At 69.6% G+C, this 16,919-nt stretch carries 14 protein-coding genes; 12 read left to right on the top strand and 2 right to left on the bottom strand.

What is annotated here, in order from left to right; translation table 11 throughout:
- Positions 1-12: 12 nt before the first annotated feature.
- The 12 genes from K5880_RS03330 to K5880_RS03275 all read left to right on the top strand — a co-directional run bounded on the left by K5880_RS03330 (position 13) and on the right by K5880_RS03275 (position 15,189).
- Positions 13-888: a branched-chain amino acid ABC transporter permease gene (locus tag K5880_RS03330; RefSeq protein ID WP_297648640.1), complete on the top strand. Its 876-nt coding sequence runs from the start codon at positions 13-15 to the stop codon at positions 886-888.
- Between the two features lie 13 nt (positions 889-901).
- Entirely contained in the window at positions 902-3,436 is a 2,535-nt protein-coding gene (locus tag K5880_RS03325; protein WP_297648637.1) for a branched-chain amino acid ABC transporter ATP-binding protein/permease, read from the top strand.
- A 24-nt stretch (positions 3,437-3,460) separates the two neighbouring features.
- Complete coding sequence (locus tag K5880_RS03320; protein ID WP_297648634.1) at positions 3,461-3,847, top strand: cupin domain-containing protein; 387 nt, start codon at positions 3,461-3,463, stop codon at positions 3,845-3,847.
- Positions 3,847-5,307, top strand: coding sequence for an aldehyde dehydrogenase family protein (locus K5880_RS03315; protein WP_297648632.1), 1,461 nt, complete (start codon positions 3,847-3,849; stop codon positions 5,305-5,307). The genes K5880_RS03320 and K5880_RS03315 overlap by 1 nt, the downstream gene beginning before the upstream one ends.
- A gap of 40 nt (positions 5,308-5,347) precedes the next feature.
- On the top strand, positions 5,348-7,126 hold the full coding sequence (locus K5880_RS03310) for a thiamine pyrophosphate-binding protein (RefSeq protein ID WP_297648629.1): 1,779 nt from the start codon (positions 5,348-5,350) through the stop codon (positions 7,124-7,126).
- 26 nt (positions 7,127-7,152) lie between these two features.
- Positions 7,153-7,875 (top strand): SDR family oxidoreductase, encoded by a 723-nt coding sequence (locus tag K5880_RS03305; protein WP_297648626.1) that lies wholly within the window; start codon positions 7,153-7,155, stop codon positions 7,873-7,875.
- A 31-nt stretch (positions 7,876-7,906) separates the two neighbouring features.
- Entirely contained in the window at positions 7,907-8,812 is a 906-nt protein-coding gene (locus K5880_RS03300) for a sugar ABC transporter substrate-binding protein (RefSeq protein ID WP_297648623.1), read from the top strand.
- Positions 8,809-9,795 carry a tripartite tricarboxylate transporter substrate binding protein gene (locus K5880_RS03295; protein WP_297648620.1) on the top strand — a complete coding sequence of 329 codons (987 nt, stop codon included), beginning with the start codon at positions 8,809-8,811 and terminating at the stop codon, positions 9,793-9,795. The genes K5880_RS03300 and K5880_RS03295 overlap by 4 nt, the downstream gene beginning before the upstream one ends.
- Positions 9,796-9,820: 25 nt before the next feature.
- Positions 9,821-10,795, top strand: coding sequence for a tripartite tricarboxylate transporter substrate binding protein (locus K5880_RS03290; protein WP_297648617.1), 975 nt, complete (start codon positions 9,821-9,823; stop codon positions 10,793-10,795).
- Positions 10,796-10,950: 155 nt separating this feature from the next.
- Complete coding sequence (locus tag K5880_RS03285) at positions 10,951-12,423, top strand: FAD-dependent oxidoreductase (protein ID WP_297648614.1); 1,473 nt, start codon at positions 10,951-10,953, stop codon at positions 12,421-12,423.
- Between the two features lie 64 nt (positions 12,424-12,487).
- Complete coding sequence (locus K5880_RS03280) at positions 12,488-12,799, top strand: hypothetical protein (RefSeq protein WP_297648611.1); 312 nt, start codon at positions 12,488-12,490, stop codon at positions 12,797-12,799.
- 161 nt (positions 12,800-12,960) lie between these two features.
- Positions 12,961-15,189, top strand: coding sequence for an ATP-binding protein (locus tag K5880_RS03275; RefSeq protein ID WP_297648608.1), 2,229 nt, complete (start codon positions 12,961-12,963; stop codon positions 15,187-15,189).
- A gap of 17 nt (positions 15,190-15,206) precedes the next feature.
- Here the strand turns inward: K5880_RS03275 and K5880_RS03270 are convergent, their stop codons facing one another.
- Together K5880_RS03270 and K5880_RS03265 are read right to left on the bottom strand one after the other, a co-directional pair.
- Complete coding sequence (locus K5880_RS03270; protein ID WP_297648604.1) at positions 15,207-16,025, bottom strand: carbohydrate ABC transporter permease; 819 nt, start codon at positions 16,023-16,025, stop codon at positions 15,207-15,209.
- A gap of 16 nt (positions 16,026-16,041) precedes the next feature.
- A complete protein-coding gene (locus tag K5880_RS03265) occupies positions 16,042-16,917 on the bottom strand; it encodes a sugar ABC transporter permease (RefSeq protein WP_297648601.1) in 876 nt (291 codons plus the stop codon).
- Positions 16,918-16,919 lie beyond the last annotated feature (2 nt).

The following is a 16,919-nucleotide window of genomic DNA, read 5'->3' as shown; positions in this document are numbered from 1 at the left end:
CCCCGGATCCCCATGGAAATCGTCTTTCTGCTCGAGCAGGTCGTCAACGGCCTGGTGCTCGGGGGTTACTACCTGCTGCTGGCCCTGGGCCTGTCGCTGATCTTCAGCGTGGGTGGCATCGTCAACCTCGCGCACGGCGCCTTCTACGCGCTGGGCGCCTACCTGTCGCTGGAAGTCATCCAGGTCACCGGCTTCGGCCCCAGCATCGTCATCACGCCGCTGCTGGTGGGCCTGCTGGGCATCCTGTTCGAGCGCTTCCTGCTGCGCCGCTTCTACAGCGCCGATCCCATCCTCAGCCTGCTGGTCACCTTCGGGCTGGCGCTGGTGGCCGAACAGGCGCTGCGCATGATCTGGGGCTCCGCGCCACTGGCCTCCAACATGCCGCCCGAATTCAAGGGCAGCGTGGTGCTGGGTGACTTCCTGTTCTCGAAATACCGCCTCTTCATCCTGGGCGTGGTGATCGTGGTGATGACGGGCATCTGGCTGCTGATGCACAAGACCGCCTTCGGCCGCGTGGTGCGCGCGGGCGTGCAGAAGCCCGACATGGTGGCGGTGCTGGGCATCAAGCTGCAGCCCTACATGACGGCGATCGTGGTGCTCGGCGTGGCCACGGCCGCGCTGGGCGGCGTGCTGTTCGGGCCGATTGCCATCGTGCACCCGGCCATGGGCATGGAGATCATGACGGTCGCCTTCGTGGTGGTGGTCATCGGCGGGCTGGGCAGCTTCTGGGGCGTGGTGGCGGCGGCGCTGCTGGTGGGCGTGGTGCGCGGCATCACCACGCACTTCATGCCCGCAGCCAGCGAGGCATCGATGTACGTGCTGATGTTCCTGGTGCTGATGTTCCGCCCGCGCGGCCTGCTGGGGGAGCGCATCGAGCGCTTCGAATGACGAGACAAGAACAATGAACGCCTTCCTGACATCCCGACACCGACCCCTGTGGATCGGCGCACTGGCCCTGGTGGCGCTGCCGCTGGTGTTCCAGGCCGTCGGCCTGACGCTGGACTCCGCCACCGTGGTGGTCATCCTGGCCATGGCGGCCATGGGTCTGAACCTGCTTGTGGGCTACACCGGCCTGGTGTCCTTCGGCCACGCGGCCTGGTTCGGCATCGGCGGTTACGCGGCCGGCCTGGCGCAGCTGCACTGGTTCAAGGGCCAGATGCTGCTGCCGCTGCTGTTCGCGGTGGTGTTCGTCGCCGCGCTGTCGCTGGTCGTCGGCTACCTGATCCTGCGGCGGCGCGGCGTCTACTTCTCGCTGCTCACGCTTGCCCTGTGCGCACTGACGTTCGCGATCTCGTTCCGCTGGACCAGCCTGACCGGCGGCGAAGGCGGCCTGGGCGGCATCGAGCGCGCCAGCTTCGGCCCGATCGACCTCAACAGCCACCTGAGCTACTACGTCTTTGCGGCGCTGGTCGGCTTTGCCGTGCTGTACCTGCTGCACCGCGTGGTGCGTTCGCCGTTCGGCCATGTGCTCGTGGCCATCCGCGAGAACCAGCAGCGCGCCACCTTCCAGGGCTACGACGTCGAGCGCTACAAGCTGATGGTGTTCGTGCTCTCGGCCACGGTCACCGGACTGGCGGGCGCGCTGCTGGTGTTCCTGCACCGGCTGGTGGCGGCCGAATCCACTGCCGTGCATTTTTCGGGCGAACTGCTGGCCATGGTGGTCATCGGCGGCATGCACAGCTTTCTGGGCCCGGCCCTGGGCGCGGTGTTCTTCCTGCTGTTTCGCGAGCTGTTCTCGATGTGGACCGACAACTGGCTGCTGTACTTCGGCCTGATCTTCGTCGGCTTCATCATCTTCTCGCCCTCGGGCCTCACCGGCATCTGGGGGCAGATCCAGCGCCGCCTGCGCCCGCCGCCCGAGGACGGCGCGGCCATGAGCAAGCGCAAGATCTACGAGGGCCTGCCGCTGCCCGAATTCCTGCGGCCCGCGCGGCGCGAAGGCGCGGTGCTGGAGGCGACAGACGTCGGCATGCGCTTTGGCGGCATCCAGGCGGTGAAAGGCGCGCACCTGAGCGTGGAAGCCGGGCAGATCCACGCGCTGATCGGGCCCAACGGCGCGGGCAAGACGACCACCTTCAACCTGATCTCGGGCATGTTCCCGCCCAGCACCGGCACCGTGCACCTGCACGGGCAGGCCATTCACCACCTGGCGCCGGACCGCATCTGCCAGCAGGGCCTGGCGCGCTCGTTCCAGATCACCAACCTGTTCAAGGGCCTGACGATCCAGGAAAACCTGCGGCTGTCGCTGCAGGCGCGGCACCCGGCGCGCTTCAACTTCTGGCGCGACATCGACAGCTACCCCGAGATCCACGCCGAGACCGCCGAACTCATGAAATTCCTCGGCCTGCAGGGCATGGAGGCCGTGGGCGGCGGCGACCTGTCCTACGGCGGCCAGCGCCTGGTGGACCTCGGCATCGCGTTGGGCTCCAAACCACAGGTGCTGTTGATGGACGAGCCGCTGGCCGGCCTGGCGGCGGCCGAGCGCGAGCGCGTGTCGCGCCTGGTGACCACCATCGCCAGCAACATCCCGGTGCTGATCGTGGAGCACGACATCGACCGCGTGCTGGCGCTGTCGCACCGCGTGACGGTGATGAACCAGGGCGAGGTGCTCATGAGCGGCACGCCCGACCAGGTGCGCGACGACGCGCGCGTGCAGGAGATCTACACCGGCACCGGCACACCGCCCGTCACCGGGCGCACGGGCGTGGCCACGGGTGACCGCGCCCTGGTGCTGGACTTCGACCAGGTCAACGCCTTCTACGGCAAGAGCCACATCCTCAACGGCGCCAGCCTGCAGGTGCGCGCGGGCGAGATCGTGGCCCTGCTGGGGCGCAACGGCGCGGGCAAGTCCACGCTGCTCAAGAGCCTGGTGGGCCTGGTGCCGCCCGCCAGCGGCAGCGTCCGGTTCGACGGGCGCGAGATCGCCGGTCTGAGCGCGCCCGACATCGCGCGGCTGGGCATCGGCTATGTGCCCCAGGGGCGTGGCCTGTTCGCCGGCATGACGGTGGCGGAAAACCTCTCGCTCGGCCGCCTGGCACGCGCCACCGACGGCAAGACCGGCGTGGTCTGGGACGAAGCGAAGATCTTCGAGTACTTCCCGCGCCTGAAGGAGCGCATGCACATCGCGGCCGACTACCTCTCGGGCGGCGAGCAGCAGATGGTGGCCGTGGCGCGCGCGCTCTCGGGCAACGTGAAGCTGCTGCTGCTCGACGAACCCTTCGAGGGGCTGGCGCCGACGGTGGTGCAGGAACTGTTCACCGTCTTCGACCGCTTGCGCCAGCACATCGCCATCGTCATCGTCGAACACAACCTCGACCTGGTGCTGGCCCTGGCCGACCGCGCCTACGCGCTGGAGCGCGGCGCCGTGTTCCACGAAGGGCCGGCCGAACCGCTGCTCACGAATCTCGACTACCGCAAGCAGATCCTCTGGCTCTGACACATGAACAAGGAAGAACACACCATGACCCGCAAACCGGCACCCCGACTGCTGCTGGAGAAGATGGCCAACATGCCCTGGAAGGAGTACCCGGGACACTTCGGTGGCGCCCTGTCCAAGGAGCTGGCCGGCCCCGAGACCACAGGCAGCGCGCGCGTGGACTTCCGCATCTCGCGCTACGCGCCCGCGGCCTACGTGCAGGAGCACGTGCACCAGGTGCAGGAGCAGGTCTACTACGTGCTTGAAGGCGAAGGCGTGCTCACGCTGGACGACACGAAGAACCTGATGCGAGCGCACGACTACGTCTACGTGCCACCGGGCGTGCGCCACAGCTTCACCAACACCGGCACCCAGGGCCTGGTGTTCCTGGTGATCACCACACCCGCGAGCGACGACGAGGAGGCGCGCTGATGGACCGCAAGGCTGCCGCCGTGACCGACACGGCACCGACCACCCTGCACCACCTGCTGATCGACGGCCAGTGGGTCGAAGGCGCCGGGCCGCGTGTGACCGTGCACGACAAGTTCCGCCTGGAACCCTTCGCCACCATCACCACCGCCGACGCCGCGCAGGTGCGCCAGGCGGTGGACGTGGCGCACGCCGCGTTCCGCCAGGGCGCCCCGGTGGCGTACGAGCGCGGCGTGGCGCTGGACCGGGCCGCCGCGCTCATGGAGGCGCGCCTGCCGGACTTCGTGCGCACCATGCAGATCGAGGCCGGTTTCACGCAGTCCGACGCCACGGGCGAGGTGCGCCGCTGCATCCAGACGCTGAAGCTCTCGTCCGAGGAAGCGCGCCGCCTGGCCGGCGACGTGATCCCGCTGGCCGGCGCGCCCGGCCAGGCCGGCCGCCTGGGCTTCACGCTGCGCGTGCCGCTGGGCGTGGTCGCGGCGATCACGCCATTCAACTCGCCGCTGAACACCGTCACGCACAAGGTGGCGCCGGCGCTGGCGGCGGGCAACGCGGTCATCCTCAAGCCGTCCACGCACACGCCGTTGACGGCGCTGCTGCTGGCCCGGGTGCTGCTGGATGCGGGCGTGCCCCCGGGCTTTCTCACGGTGCTGCATGGCAGCGCCGAGGTGGTGAAGCACCTGCAGGACGACGCGCGCGTGCGCTTCTTCGCCTTCACCGGCAGCACCGAGGTGGGCCGCCAGATCCAGCAGGCCGCCGGCCTGCGGCGCACGCAGATGGAGCTGGGATCGATCGCCTGCACCATCGTCTGCGAGGACGCCAACCTCGACATGGCGCTGCCCAAGATCGTCAACGCGGGCTACCGCAAGGCCGGCCAGGTCTGCACCTCGGTGCAGCTGCTGCTGGTGCACGAGTCGCTGCAGCAGGTGGTGGAGACGCGGCTGGCGAAGCTGGTGCAGGCCCTGCCCTGTGGCGACCCGATGGACGCCCGGACCTTCGTCGGCCCGGTCATCAGCGTCGAGGCGGCGCGCCGCATCGAACAGTGGATTGCCGAGGCGGTGGCCGCTGGCGCCCAGTGCCTGGCCGGTGGCACGCGCGAAGGCGCGGTGGTTGCGCCCACGCTGCTCACCCGCGTCAGCGACAGCATGCGCGTGGGCTGCAGCGAGATCTTCGGCCCGGTGGTCTGCATCGTGCCCTTCGGCACGCTCCAGCAGGCGATCGACCGCGTCAACGCCACGCCCTTCGGCCTGGCCACCGGCCTGTTCACCAACCGCCTGGGCGACGCGCTGGCCGCCGCGCAGAAACTCGAAGTGGGCGGCGTGCACGTCAACGAGACCTCCAGCTCGCGCGTGGACCTCATGCCCTACGGCGGCTCCAAGGACAGCGGCTTCGGCCGCGAAGGCCCGCGCTACGCGGTGCACGAAATGACCGAGGAACGGGTCGTGACCTTCACGACCGCATGAGACATTGCGGCCTACCTATTGAACCGATGGAAGACAAGACATGCCCATGATGAAAGGCGGCGAACTGATCGCCGAATACCTCGTCCAGGAGAAAGTGCCGTACATCTTCGGCATCTGCGGCCACGGCAACGTGGGCATCCTCGACGCCCTGTACGACCGCAAGGACAAGATCCAGCTGGTCTCGCCGCGCCACGAGCAGTGCGCCGGCCACATGGCCGACGCCTACTTCCGCGTGAAGCACAAGCCGGTGGCCACGCTCACCTCCACCGGCCCGGGATCGGCCAACATGGTGATGTCCTGCGCCACCGCGCTGTCGGACTCGTCGGCCTTCCTGTGCATCACCTCCAACGTGCCGACCTCGCAGCACAACCGCGCGCCGTTCCAGGAGCTCTACAAGCACAACCAGGCCGACTTCGCGCAGGTGATGCGCCCGGTGGTCAAGCGCGCCTTCCAGCCCAGCCGCGTGGACATGCTGCCGCTGGCGCTGCGCCAGGCCATGGACACCATGGTCACCGGCCGGCCCGGCCCGGTGAACCTGGACATCCCGTACAACGTGTACCAGGAAGAGGCGGACGTGGAACTGCCACCGCCTTCGCACATCCACCGCGCGCACCGCCCCGGCGCCAGCGACCTGGATGTGGCCGCCGCGCTGGACCTGCTGGCCGCCGCGCACAAGCCGGTGCTGTTCATCGGCCATGGCGCCACGCTGTCCGAGGCCGGCGTGGAGATCACCACGCTGGCCGAACAGCTCGGCATCCCGGTCATCACCTCGCCCAACGGCATGGGCTGCATCGCGGGCGACCACCCGCTGGCGCTGGGCTTCATCGGTCGCAACGGTGCCTACCCGGCCAACGAGGCCGGCCGCCGCGCCGACCTGGTCATCACCCTGGGCACGCGCTTCGACGACCGCAGCTCGTCGAGCTGGCACGAGGGCTACTCGTGGAACTTCCCTGCCACGAAGCTGGTGCACGTGGACATCGACCCGCAGGAGCTGGGTCGCAACTACGCGCCGACGCTGGGTGTCATCGCCGATGTGCAGGTGTTCACGCGCCAGTTGCTCAACGCACTGCCCGCGCGCACCGGCATCACCGCGCAGCGCTACGCGCCCTGGCTGGCCGAGGTGCAGGGCTGGCAGGCCGAGTGGGAAGCTTTCGTGCGCCCGCACTTCGGTGACAGCACCAGCCCGCTGCGGCCCGAGTTCGTGGTCGGCACGCTGCAGAAGGTGCTGCCTGACGACGTGATCCTGGCGCTGGACTCCGGCGTGCACCACAACTGGTTCATGCAGTTCTGGCAAGCGAAGCGCCCGCAGAGCATGTTGAACAGCTGGGGCTACTCCAGCATGGGCTTCGGCGTCTGCGGCGTGATGGGCGCGGCGCTGGCCGCGCCCGACCGCCCCTGCGTGGCCGTGGTCGGCGACGGCGGCTTCACCATGGCGCCATACGTGCTGTGCACGGCGGTGGAGCTGAACCTGCCCGTGGTCTGGATCATCTGGAACAACTTCGCCTGGGGCGCGATCCGCGACCTGCAGTACGGCCTGTTCAACGGCCGCGAGATCGGCACCGCCTTCTACAAGGGGGAGACCGGCGAACGCTACAACCCCGACTTCGCTGCCTGGGCCCGCGCCGCCGGCGCCGACGGCTACACCGTGACGCGCCCGCAGGACCTCGGCGCCACCGTGCAACAGGCCTTGAAGAACAGGCGACCCTGCGTGATCGATGTGCACGTGGACGCCGAGGTGCGCCCGCCCTCCACCGGAACCTGGCAACTGCCACCCATCCCTTTCAAAGAACCGATCTACGGCAAGCCTTTCAAGGCCTGACCGATTTCACCGACCAAGGATTTCCCATGAGCAAGAAGACAGCACTGGTGTTTGGCGGCACGCGCGGCATCGGCGCGGCCTGTGTGCGCAAACTCGCCGAGAGTGGCTACGACGTGGCCTACACCTATGTCAGCAGCGCACCCGACCTGCCCGAGCGGATCGGCGGCGCGCGCACGCGCGGCTATGCGGTGGACATCTGCGACGCGGCGCAGGTTGAACAGGTGTTCGCCGACGCGGCGCGCGACTTTGGCGGTGCCGTGCACTGCGTGCTGGCCAACGCCGGCATCAACGTGCCACCGGGCCCGCTCGCCCAGTTCGATCCCGCCAGCTTCCGCAAGCTGGTCGAGGTCAACATCGTCGGTGCCTTCCATGTGCTGAGCGCGGCCGCGCGCCATGTGGCCGACGGCGGCAACATCATCGGCCTGACCACATCCATGGTGCGCGTGGCGGTGCCGGGCGGTGGCCCCTACACGGCGAGCAAGGCGGCGGTGGAAAGCCTGTTGCGCTCGCTGTCGAAGGAGCTGGCGGGTCGCAAGGTGCGCGTCAATGGCGTCGCGCCCGGCCCGGTGGACACGGACCTGTTCCGCGCGGGCAAGGACGAGGCGGCGATCGCGCGCTCGGCGGGCATGAGCCCGTTCAACCGCGTGGGCCAGCCCGAGGAGGTGGCCGAGGTGGTGGCCTTCCTGGCCTCCGACAAGGCGTCCTGGGTGCACGGCCAGATCGTGCAACCCAACGGCGGCATGGTCTGAACATGAAGCCCCCACGTTCGCTCGGCGAATCATGATGCGCCTGGCCGTCTTCACCAAGAACCTCACCAACCCGGCCTACGGCGCGGCGCGCCTGGGCGCCGAGCGCGCGGCCGCCGCACTCGGGGGCGCCGAGGTGCTGCACTTCGTGCCGCAGACGCCCGACGACCCCGCGCAGCAGAGCGTGCTGATCGACGAGGCGCTGGCGCTCAGCCCACGGCCCGACGCCTTCGTGCTCTCTCCGGTGCACGCGAGCAAGGTGAACCCCGCCATCCGCCGTGTGGCCGACGCCGGCATTCCCATGATCGGATTCGTCAACCCGATCGAGGCCGCACCCAGCGTGGCCTACGTGAGCTCGGACGACCACGCGCTGGCGCTGGCCATCGCGCGCCACCTGTTCAAGCACCTGCAAGGCCAGGGGCGCGTGCTCATCGTCACGGGCCCGGCCGAGTCCTTCACCAGCAATGAACGCCTGCGCGGCTTCCGTGAGGCGGTCGGCGCATTCCCCGGCATCGAGGTGGTGGACGTGATCGCGGGTGACTACGCGCGCGACACGGCCCGCGAACGCACGGCGCACTGGCTGCGCCACCACGCCCTGCTCGACGCCTGCCTGGTGGCCAACGACATCATGGCCGTGGGCGTGCTCGACGCGCTCGACGCCGCCGGGCGCGGTGCCACCGTGGTGGGAGTGAACGCCATTCCCCAGGCCATCGAGGCCATTGCCGCTGACCGCATGCTGGCCACGGCCGACTTCAACGCCATGCAGATGGCCTACCTCGCCACCGAATGCGCGGTGCGCCACCTGCGCGGCCAGGCCGTGCCCGCGCGCATCGAGCTGCCGGTGCAGATCGTCGACGCGGGCAACTGCCACCAATGGGACCTGCCCTACGCGCGGCGGCCCGTGATCACCCTGGAACAACTGAAGGAGACAACACCATGAAACGGCGCTTTCTGAAACAGCTGGGCACGTTCGCGCTCGGCCCTCTGCTGGTGCTGGGCGGCGGGACCGCGCTGGCCCAGCCGGCCGACTACCCGAACAAGCCGATCCGGCTGGTCGCGCCTTTCGCCCCCGGGGGCGCGGTCGACATCCTGGCGCGCATCCTCTCCGAGCGGCTCGCGCCGCAGTACGGGCAGAGCGTCATCGTCGACAACAAGCCCGGCGCCAGCGGCCACCTGGGCGCGCAGCTCGTGGCAAATTCACCGGGCGACGGCTACACCCTGCTGGTGGGCACCATCGGCATCCACGCCGCCCATGCCAGCTACCGCAAGCTGGCCTACCAACCCGCCACCGAGCTGCAGCCCGTCATGGTCCTGGGCGAGGCGCCCAACCTGGTGCTGGTGCCCGCGAACTCGCCCTACAAGACCTTTGGCGACTTCCTGGCCGACGTGAAGGCCCACCCCGGCAAGATCAACTACGCCTCGGCCGGTGCGGGCTCCTCGGTGCACATGGTCACCGCGCTGTTCGAGCTGGCCAGCGGCGCGCGCATGGCCCACGTGCCCTACAAGGGCAGCGGCCCGGCGCTCGTCGATCTCATGGCCGGCCAGGTGCAGGTGATGTTCGACAACATGTCCTCGGGCATGCCGCACGTGCACAGCGGCAAGCTGCGCGCGCTGGCCGTGACCGGCCCGAAGCGCGACGCGCGCTTCCCCGACGTGCCCACCATCGCCGAGGCCGGCGTGCCGGGCTACAGCGGCACCTCATGGTTCACGCTGGCGGCACCGGCCAGCATGCCCGCGGCGCTGGTCAACAAGCTCAACAAGGACGTGGAGCGCGCGCTGGCCTCGCCTGAGGTGGTGGCGCGCTTCGACAAGCTGGGCGTGAACCACACGCCCAACACATCGGCCGAAGCCGCCGCGTTCTTCAAGACCGAGACGGTCAAGTGGAACCGGGTGATCGAGGCAGCCAACCTGCAGCTCGACTGAAGACACAACCGACAGGAGACAAGACATGCTCAAGAGAACCTTCCACCGATCGCTGCTGGCCCTGGGCCTGTGTGCTGTTTCGATCCCCGCGTTCGCGCAGGATGCCTACCCGGCGCGGCCGGTCAAGATCGTCGTGCCGTATGCCGCCGGCGGCCCGGCCGACCTGCTCGCGCGCATGGTCGGCGAGCGCCTGGCGCCGCGCCTGGGCCAGCCGGTGGTGATCGAGAACAAGCCCGGCACCGGCGGCCACACCGGCGCCGAGCAGGTCGCGCGCGGCGCTGCCGACGGCTACACCCTGGTGCTCGCGACCATCGCGCACAACGGCGCCGCCAGGCTCTACAACAACCTGCGCTACGACCCGGGCAAGGACCTGCAACCGGTGGTGTTGCTGGCCGAGGCACCCAGCGTGCTGCTGGTGAACGACAAGGTGCCCGCGAAGTCGGTGCAGGAGCTGCTGGCACTCGCGAAGAGCCAGCCCGGCCAGCTCAGCTATGGCTCGGCGGGCAATGGCTCGGCCATGCACATGGCGGCCGAGCTGTTCCGCTACATGACGAAGATCGACTACGTGCATGTGCCCTACCGCGGCGGCGCGCCGGCCATGGCCGATCTGCTGGGCGGCCAGATCCAGCTGCTGTTCGAGAGCCTGGGCACGGCGCACGCGCACCTCAAGTCCGGCAAGGTGCGCGCGCTCGCCGTGACCGGCACGCAGCGCGACCCGAGCCTGCCCGACGTGCCCACCGTGGCCGAGGCGGGAGTCGCCGGCTACGCCTCGGTGCCCTGGTACACGATTTCCGCGCCCGCCGGTGTGCCGGCCGACATCGTCAACAAGCTCAACGCCGAGATCAACGTCGTGCTCAAGGCGCCCGACCTGCGCGAACGCTGGGCCACGCTGGGGGTGTCCGCGCTCGGTGGTTCGCCGGCCGACGCGGTCAAACGCAACCAAGCCGAAACCACCAAGTGGAACGCCGTGATCCAGGCGGCCAACATCAAAGTGGATTGATATGAAGCACCCCCCGCGCGCCTTCGGCGCTCCCCCCTCTCTCGCCTGCGGCGGGAGGGGGGCGACACCTGGGGCCGGCGGAGCCGGACCCTCGGTGTCCCTGGACGGGGTCATCTCATGCGCTGCGGGTCCAGCGCCAGCGTGGAAGGTTTGGTGTGGCGAAATCTGAGGAATGCTTCGACGTGGTGGTGGTCGGCGCGGGCGGCGCCGGACTGGCCGCGGCCATCGAGGCGCGCGGGGCCGGGCGCAGCGTGGTGCTGCTGGAGAAGAACCCGCAGCCCGGCGGCTCCACAGCGTGGTCGATCGGCTCGGTCACGTCCAGCGGCACGCCGCACCAGCGCCGGCGCGGCATCGCCGATTCGCCCGCGGACCACTGGGCCGACATGCCCGGCTTCGCGGGCGATCTCGACGGGCGCGACAACGCCGCGCTGCGCCGCGTGCTGTGCGACGAGATGCCCGCCACCTTCCAGTGGCTGCTGGATTCGGGCGTGCGCTTCATGGGCCCCATGCCCGAACCGCCGCACCGCCAGCCGCGCATGCACAACGTGCTGCCGAACTCGCGTTCCTTCATCTACCACCTCACGCGGCGCGCGAAACGCGCGGGCGTGGACATTCGCACCGGCGTGCGGGTGAACGCGATCGTGCAGGAGAGCGGCCGCGTCACCGGCGTCGATGCCGAAGGCGAAGGCGGCCCGGTGCGCTACCGCGCGCGCGGCGGCGTGGTGCTGGCCGCAGGCGACTTCACCAACGGAGCCGCGTTCAAGGCGCGCTTCATGGGGCCGCAGGAGGCCAAGGTCGAAGGCGTGAACGTGACCGCCACCGGCGACGGCCAGCGCATGGCCGAGGCGCTGGGTGCGCGCATCGTCAACGGCGACCTCGCGCTGGGTCCCGAGATCCGTTTCATCGCGCCCGCCACCGAAACCCTGGTGCGCCGCCTGCCGCCCTGGCGCTGGCTGGCCGTCTTCATGGAGTGGGCGATCGACCACGTGCCGCCGATGATCCTGCGGCCGCTGATGATGCGCTTCCTCACCACCGCGCTGGCGCCATCCACCGCGTTGTTCGACGCGGGCGCGGTGCTGGTGAACCGGCACGGCGAGCGCTTCGGTGACGAGCGCGACCGCCCGGCCTGGCGCCTGCCCGACCAGCCCGACAAGCTCGGCTACATCGTGATCGACGCCGCGCTGGCACAGCGCTTTTCCGCATGGCCGGACTACGTGTCCACCGCACCGGGCGTGGCCTACGCCTACGTGCCCGACTACCGCCGCAACCGCCCGGACGTGTTCGCCGAAGCGCCGACGCTGGACGCCCTGGCCGCGCGCCTGGGCATGGACACCGCGGCGCTGGCGCGCAGCGCCCGCGAAGGCGGCGTGCGCCCGCTCGGCGAGGGCCCTTTCGTGGCGCTCGGCCCGGTGCGTTCGGTGTTCGTGCACAGCGAGGGCGGCCTGATGGTCGATGGCGAGCACCGCGTGCTCGGTGCCGACGAGCAGCCCCTGCCCGGTCTCTATGCCGCCGGCTCCACCGGCCAGGGCGGCCTGCTGCTCAAGGGCCACGGCCACCACCTGGCCTGGGCCTTCGTCTCCGGGCGGCGCGCGGGGCGCTTCGCCGCGCGGGACGCGGCCCGGGGCTGACACGCGCCGCGGTTGGTGCTACAAGGGGCCGTGCCCCTTCGGAAACCCGACTTCGGAGACAGCCATGGACGAGATCAGCAGACTGGTGGAGCAGCACTTCCTCATTTCGGCCTCGCACCTCAAACACATCGACGAGATGATGGACAAGGCCCGGCAGGCGCACGCGCTCAAGCCCGCAGGGCCCGACCTGCAGGCCCAACTGGCCGAGATCGAGCGCGAGCGCTTCCGTCTCGGCAGCGAGCTCGCGCAGTTGCAGGGCCAGCCGAAACACATGGCTTCGGAGACCGTTCACAAGAGCGCGGGCGTCAAAGGCGTGCTCGAATCCATCGGCCTGCAGCTGGAGCGGCTGCTGCAGACGCTGGTGGATCGGCACTGAGGCTCGCGCCGGCCGTGTGCCGGCCGCTGCCGACGGGCGGAGCAGCCCCGCAGTGAGGGCACGCGGGTTCAGTGAGGAAGCGCACACCGTCGGGCGGAACCTTGCGCCTCGTGGTCCGCGGGCGCTTCATCCCCATCGGCCCCTGCCGATATGCCAGTCACATGAAGCTGCAACACAAAGCCTGGGCCTTGATACTGACCGCACTGGCTTTGAGTGCGTGCACGGCCATGCTGGGCGCTCGTTACATCGTCGGCGATTCGTTTGCCCAGCTGGAGACGGCGGCCGCGTTGCGCGAGGGCGAGCGCGCCAGGCGCGTCTTCAACCAGCAGGTGCAGGCCCTGAGCGCCACCGCGCAGGACTACGCGTTCTGGAACGATGCCGTGGAATTCGTCACGGGCCATCAGCCCGATTTCATGTCCTCGAATTTCGAGGCCGAGAACATGGGCTACCTGCGCATCTCGGAAATCCTTGTGTTCGACGGTGGCGGCCGTGCGCTCGCGACGCTGGAGAAAACGCGTGACGGCTCGCTGGCGTCGCTGAACGCCGAGCGCACGGCGTCCTTCCAGGCGCTGGCAGCGCAGGTGCTGGCTGCCGGGGGACCGAAGCGCGCGCTGCAGACGCTGCGCGCGGAGGATGGCGAGCTCAGGATCGTGATCGCGGCCGCCATCCACCGGCAGGACCTGTCCGATCAGAAGACCTACGGCGTCATGGTCATGACGCGCCGCTTCGACGACACCGAGATCGCGCTCCTGGCAGAGGTGCTGATGACGCCCGCGCGGCTGTCGTTCGACGTCGCCGCGCACCCCGGACCTCCCATCCATGTGCACCGGGACGAGGAGGAGGATGTCCTGCACGTCGTCCTGGAGGACCACACCGGCCAGCCCGTGGCGGATCTGGTCCTGGGTCTGGACCGCCGCCTGCAGGCGCGCGGGCGCGCACTGAGCGGGCTGAGCATGGTGGTGGTCGCCGTGACCTCGCTGATGGCCAGCCTGCTGCTTGTGTGGCTGCTGGACCGTTTCCTGCTCAAGCGCCTGCAGCGCCTCTACGGCGACATCGAGGTCATCACCCGCGACGGCCCCACCGCGGCCCCGCCGGTGCGGGTGCAAGGCCGCGACGAGATCAGCGCGCTGGCCACCGGCATCAACCACCTGCTCGCGCGCGTGCGTTCGGACGCGCAGCAGCAGCAGCAGGCACACGAACGGCAGGAGGCCACGCGGGCGCAGATGATGCAGGGCCAGAAGGCTGAAGCCCTGGGCCGGCTGGCCGGAGGCATTGCCCACGACATCAACAACTCGCTGGCGGCGGTGTCGGGCTGGGTGCGGCTCACGATGGAGGACCTGGAGAAGGGACACCCGGGGCACGAGTCGCTGGAGCAGGCCCTGAAGGCGACGCGCTACGCCGATGGCCTCATCCGCCAGCTGCTCGCGTTCGGCCGCAAGACCCAGCCGAAGCTGCAGCCGCTGCACCTGAAGATCCTGCTCGAGGACACCCGCCGTCTGGTCAGCGCCGGGCTGACGCGCGAATGCGAAATCGTCTGCGTCGGACGCGTGGAGGCCGATGTGGTCGAAGCAGATCCCACCCAACTGCAGCAGGTCGTGGTCAACCTGCTGATCAACGCCGCCGACGCCATGAACGGCAAGGGCCGCATCGAGGTCACTCTCGACGAGATCACGGTGCCGTTCGCGGACGCGGATGCGCACGCGCGCTGGCCAGGCGCCTGCGCGCTGGCACCCGGGCGCTACCTCGTTGTGGGCGTGCGCGACTTCGGGCCGGGCGTGCCGGCGGAGATCGTGGACCAGGTCTTCGAGCCCTTCTTCACCACCAAGGGGGCAGGCCGTGGCACGGGGCTGGGCCTGTCGGTCGCGCAGGGCATCACGGTGCGCCACGGCGGTCACATCGGGCTGCGCAGCGTGCCCGGCGAGGGCGCGCACTTCCACATCTACCTGCCCGCGTGCGGGGGCGAGGCCGCCGCGGCGCTGCCGGCCACCACGACGAGGACCGGCAGCGCGGGCCGGGAGCTGCTGTTCGTCGACGACGACCAGCTGGTGCGCCAGTCGTGGAGCGCCCTGCTGGAGCGCCGCGGCTGGCAGGTCACGCGCGCGCGCGACGGCGAGGAGGCCTGGAGCTACCTGGTGCAGTCGCCACGGCGCTGGGATGTGGTGCTCACCGACTACGCGATGCCGCGGCTCAACGGCGCGGGCCTGGCCGAGCGCATCCGCGCCATGGACCAGCCGCCACCGGTGGTGCTGCTCAGCGGCAACCTGGACGAGGCCGGCAGCCACCTGCCCCGCGAGCTGTTCGCCGCCGTGCTGCGCAAGCCGATCGAGGCCGCTGAACTGGATGCGGTGCTCATGGGCGTGGTCCGCCGCACGGTCGACGACGAAGCTTGATCCGCCGCGGCCCGCCCTCAGCGGATGCCCGCGCGCAGAAAGCTCTGCACGAAGTGCCGCTGGAACAGCAGGAAAGCCAGCAGCAGCGGCGCGCTGGAGATCAGCGTGGCCGCGTTGATGATGGCCCAGTCGATGCCCTGGTCGGTGCCCGCAAACACCGACAGCCCCACCGTCAGGGGCCTTGTCTCCACCGAATGGGACACCACCAGCGGCCAGAGAAAGTTGTTCCAGTGGTAGCTCACCGACACCAGCGCGTACGCCAGGTAGACCGGCGTCGCCAGCGGGATGTACACCCGCCACAGCACGCCCAGCGCGCCACAGCCTTCGACGCGCGCGGCCTCCTCCAGCTCCCTCGGCACGGTCTTGAAGGTCTGGCGCAGCAGGAAGATGCCGAAGGCCGAGGCCATGTAGGGCAAGGCCATGGCGCTGAGCGTGTCGGTCAGGCCGAGCTGGTGCAGGGTGCGGTAGTTTTCCACCAGCACCACGTCGGGCATCACCAGCAGCTGCACCAGCACCAGGGCGAAGGCGATGTCGCGGCCCGGGAAAGTGAAGCGGGCGAAGGCGTAGGCCGCCAGCGTGCACAGCACCAGCTGTCCGACGAGGATGCTGCTGACCAGCGCGAAGGTGTTGAGGAAGTAGCGCGGAAAGGGCGCGGCGGCCCAGGCGGCGCGGAAGTTCTCCAGCGTCAGGGGCGCCAGCAGATCGAAGCGGGTCGAGAACTCGGTGGCGTGCACCGCCGACCAGATGGCGTAGAGCAGGGGCAGCAGCCACAGCAGGGCGAGCAGCCAGGCGCCCGCGGTGTTGAGCCAGGTGTCGGCGCGTGAAGGGTTCAGCATGGGGTGCCGGTCACTGTCACTGGTAGTGGGTGCGGCGCTCGAGCAGACCGAACTGCAGCAGGGCCAGCAGCGCGAGCAAGGCCAGCAGTACCGCGGTGAGCGCGGCGGCATAGCCGGCGTCCCAGAACTTGAAGCCGGTCTCGTAGATGTGGAACAGCAGCAGCGAGCTGGCGTTGTCGGGCCCGCCGCGCGTCATCACGACCACATGGTCGATCAGGCGGAAGGCGTTGATGACGGCGTTGACCAGCACGAACAGTGTGGTCGGCATGAGCAGGGGAAAGGTCACGCGCCAGAAGAACTGCCAGCGCCCGCAACCCTCCAGCGCAGCGGCCTCGCGCAGCTCCGGAGACATCTGCTGCAGCGCGGCCAGGTAGAAGATCATGAAGAAGCCCGCTTCCTTCCACACCGCCACCACCATCAGCGCGCCCAGCGCGGTCTCGCGCGAGCCCAGCCAGTTGTGCGCCGCGCCGCCGAACAGGCCGCGGATCTGGTCGAGCAGGCCGTAGTCGGGCGTGTAGAAGAACAGCCAGATGTTGGCCACCGCGATCATGGGCAGCACGGTGGGCGTGAAGTAGGCCAGCCGCAGCAGGCCGCGGCCGGCGAGCTTGCGGTCCACCCAGAGCGCCATCGCGATGGCCAGCGCGATCGCCGGCACGATGGTGCCCAGCGCGTACCAGGCGTTGTTGGTGAGCGAGGTCCAGAACACCGGGTCTTCGGCCAGCGCCTGGTAGTGCTCCAGCCCGATCCAGCGCGCCGGGCGGTTGGGCCGGGCGGTGCTGAACAGGCTGTGCCACAGCGTGGCCACCGCCGGGTAGTGGGTGAAGGCCGCCAGCAGCACCGCCGCCGGCAGCAACAGCAGCCAGCCCATGATGGCGCCGCGGCGATCGGACATCA

This window comes from Hydrogenophaga sp. (genome assembly GCF_025699295.1).
Classification (GTDB): domain Bacteria; phylum Pseudomonadota; class Gammaproteobacteria; order Burkholderiales; family Burkholderiaceae_C; genus Hydrogenophaga.
The sequence above is the reverse complement of the archived record's forward strand: the minus strand, read 5'-3'. Positions and strand labels throughout refer to the sequence as shown.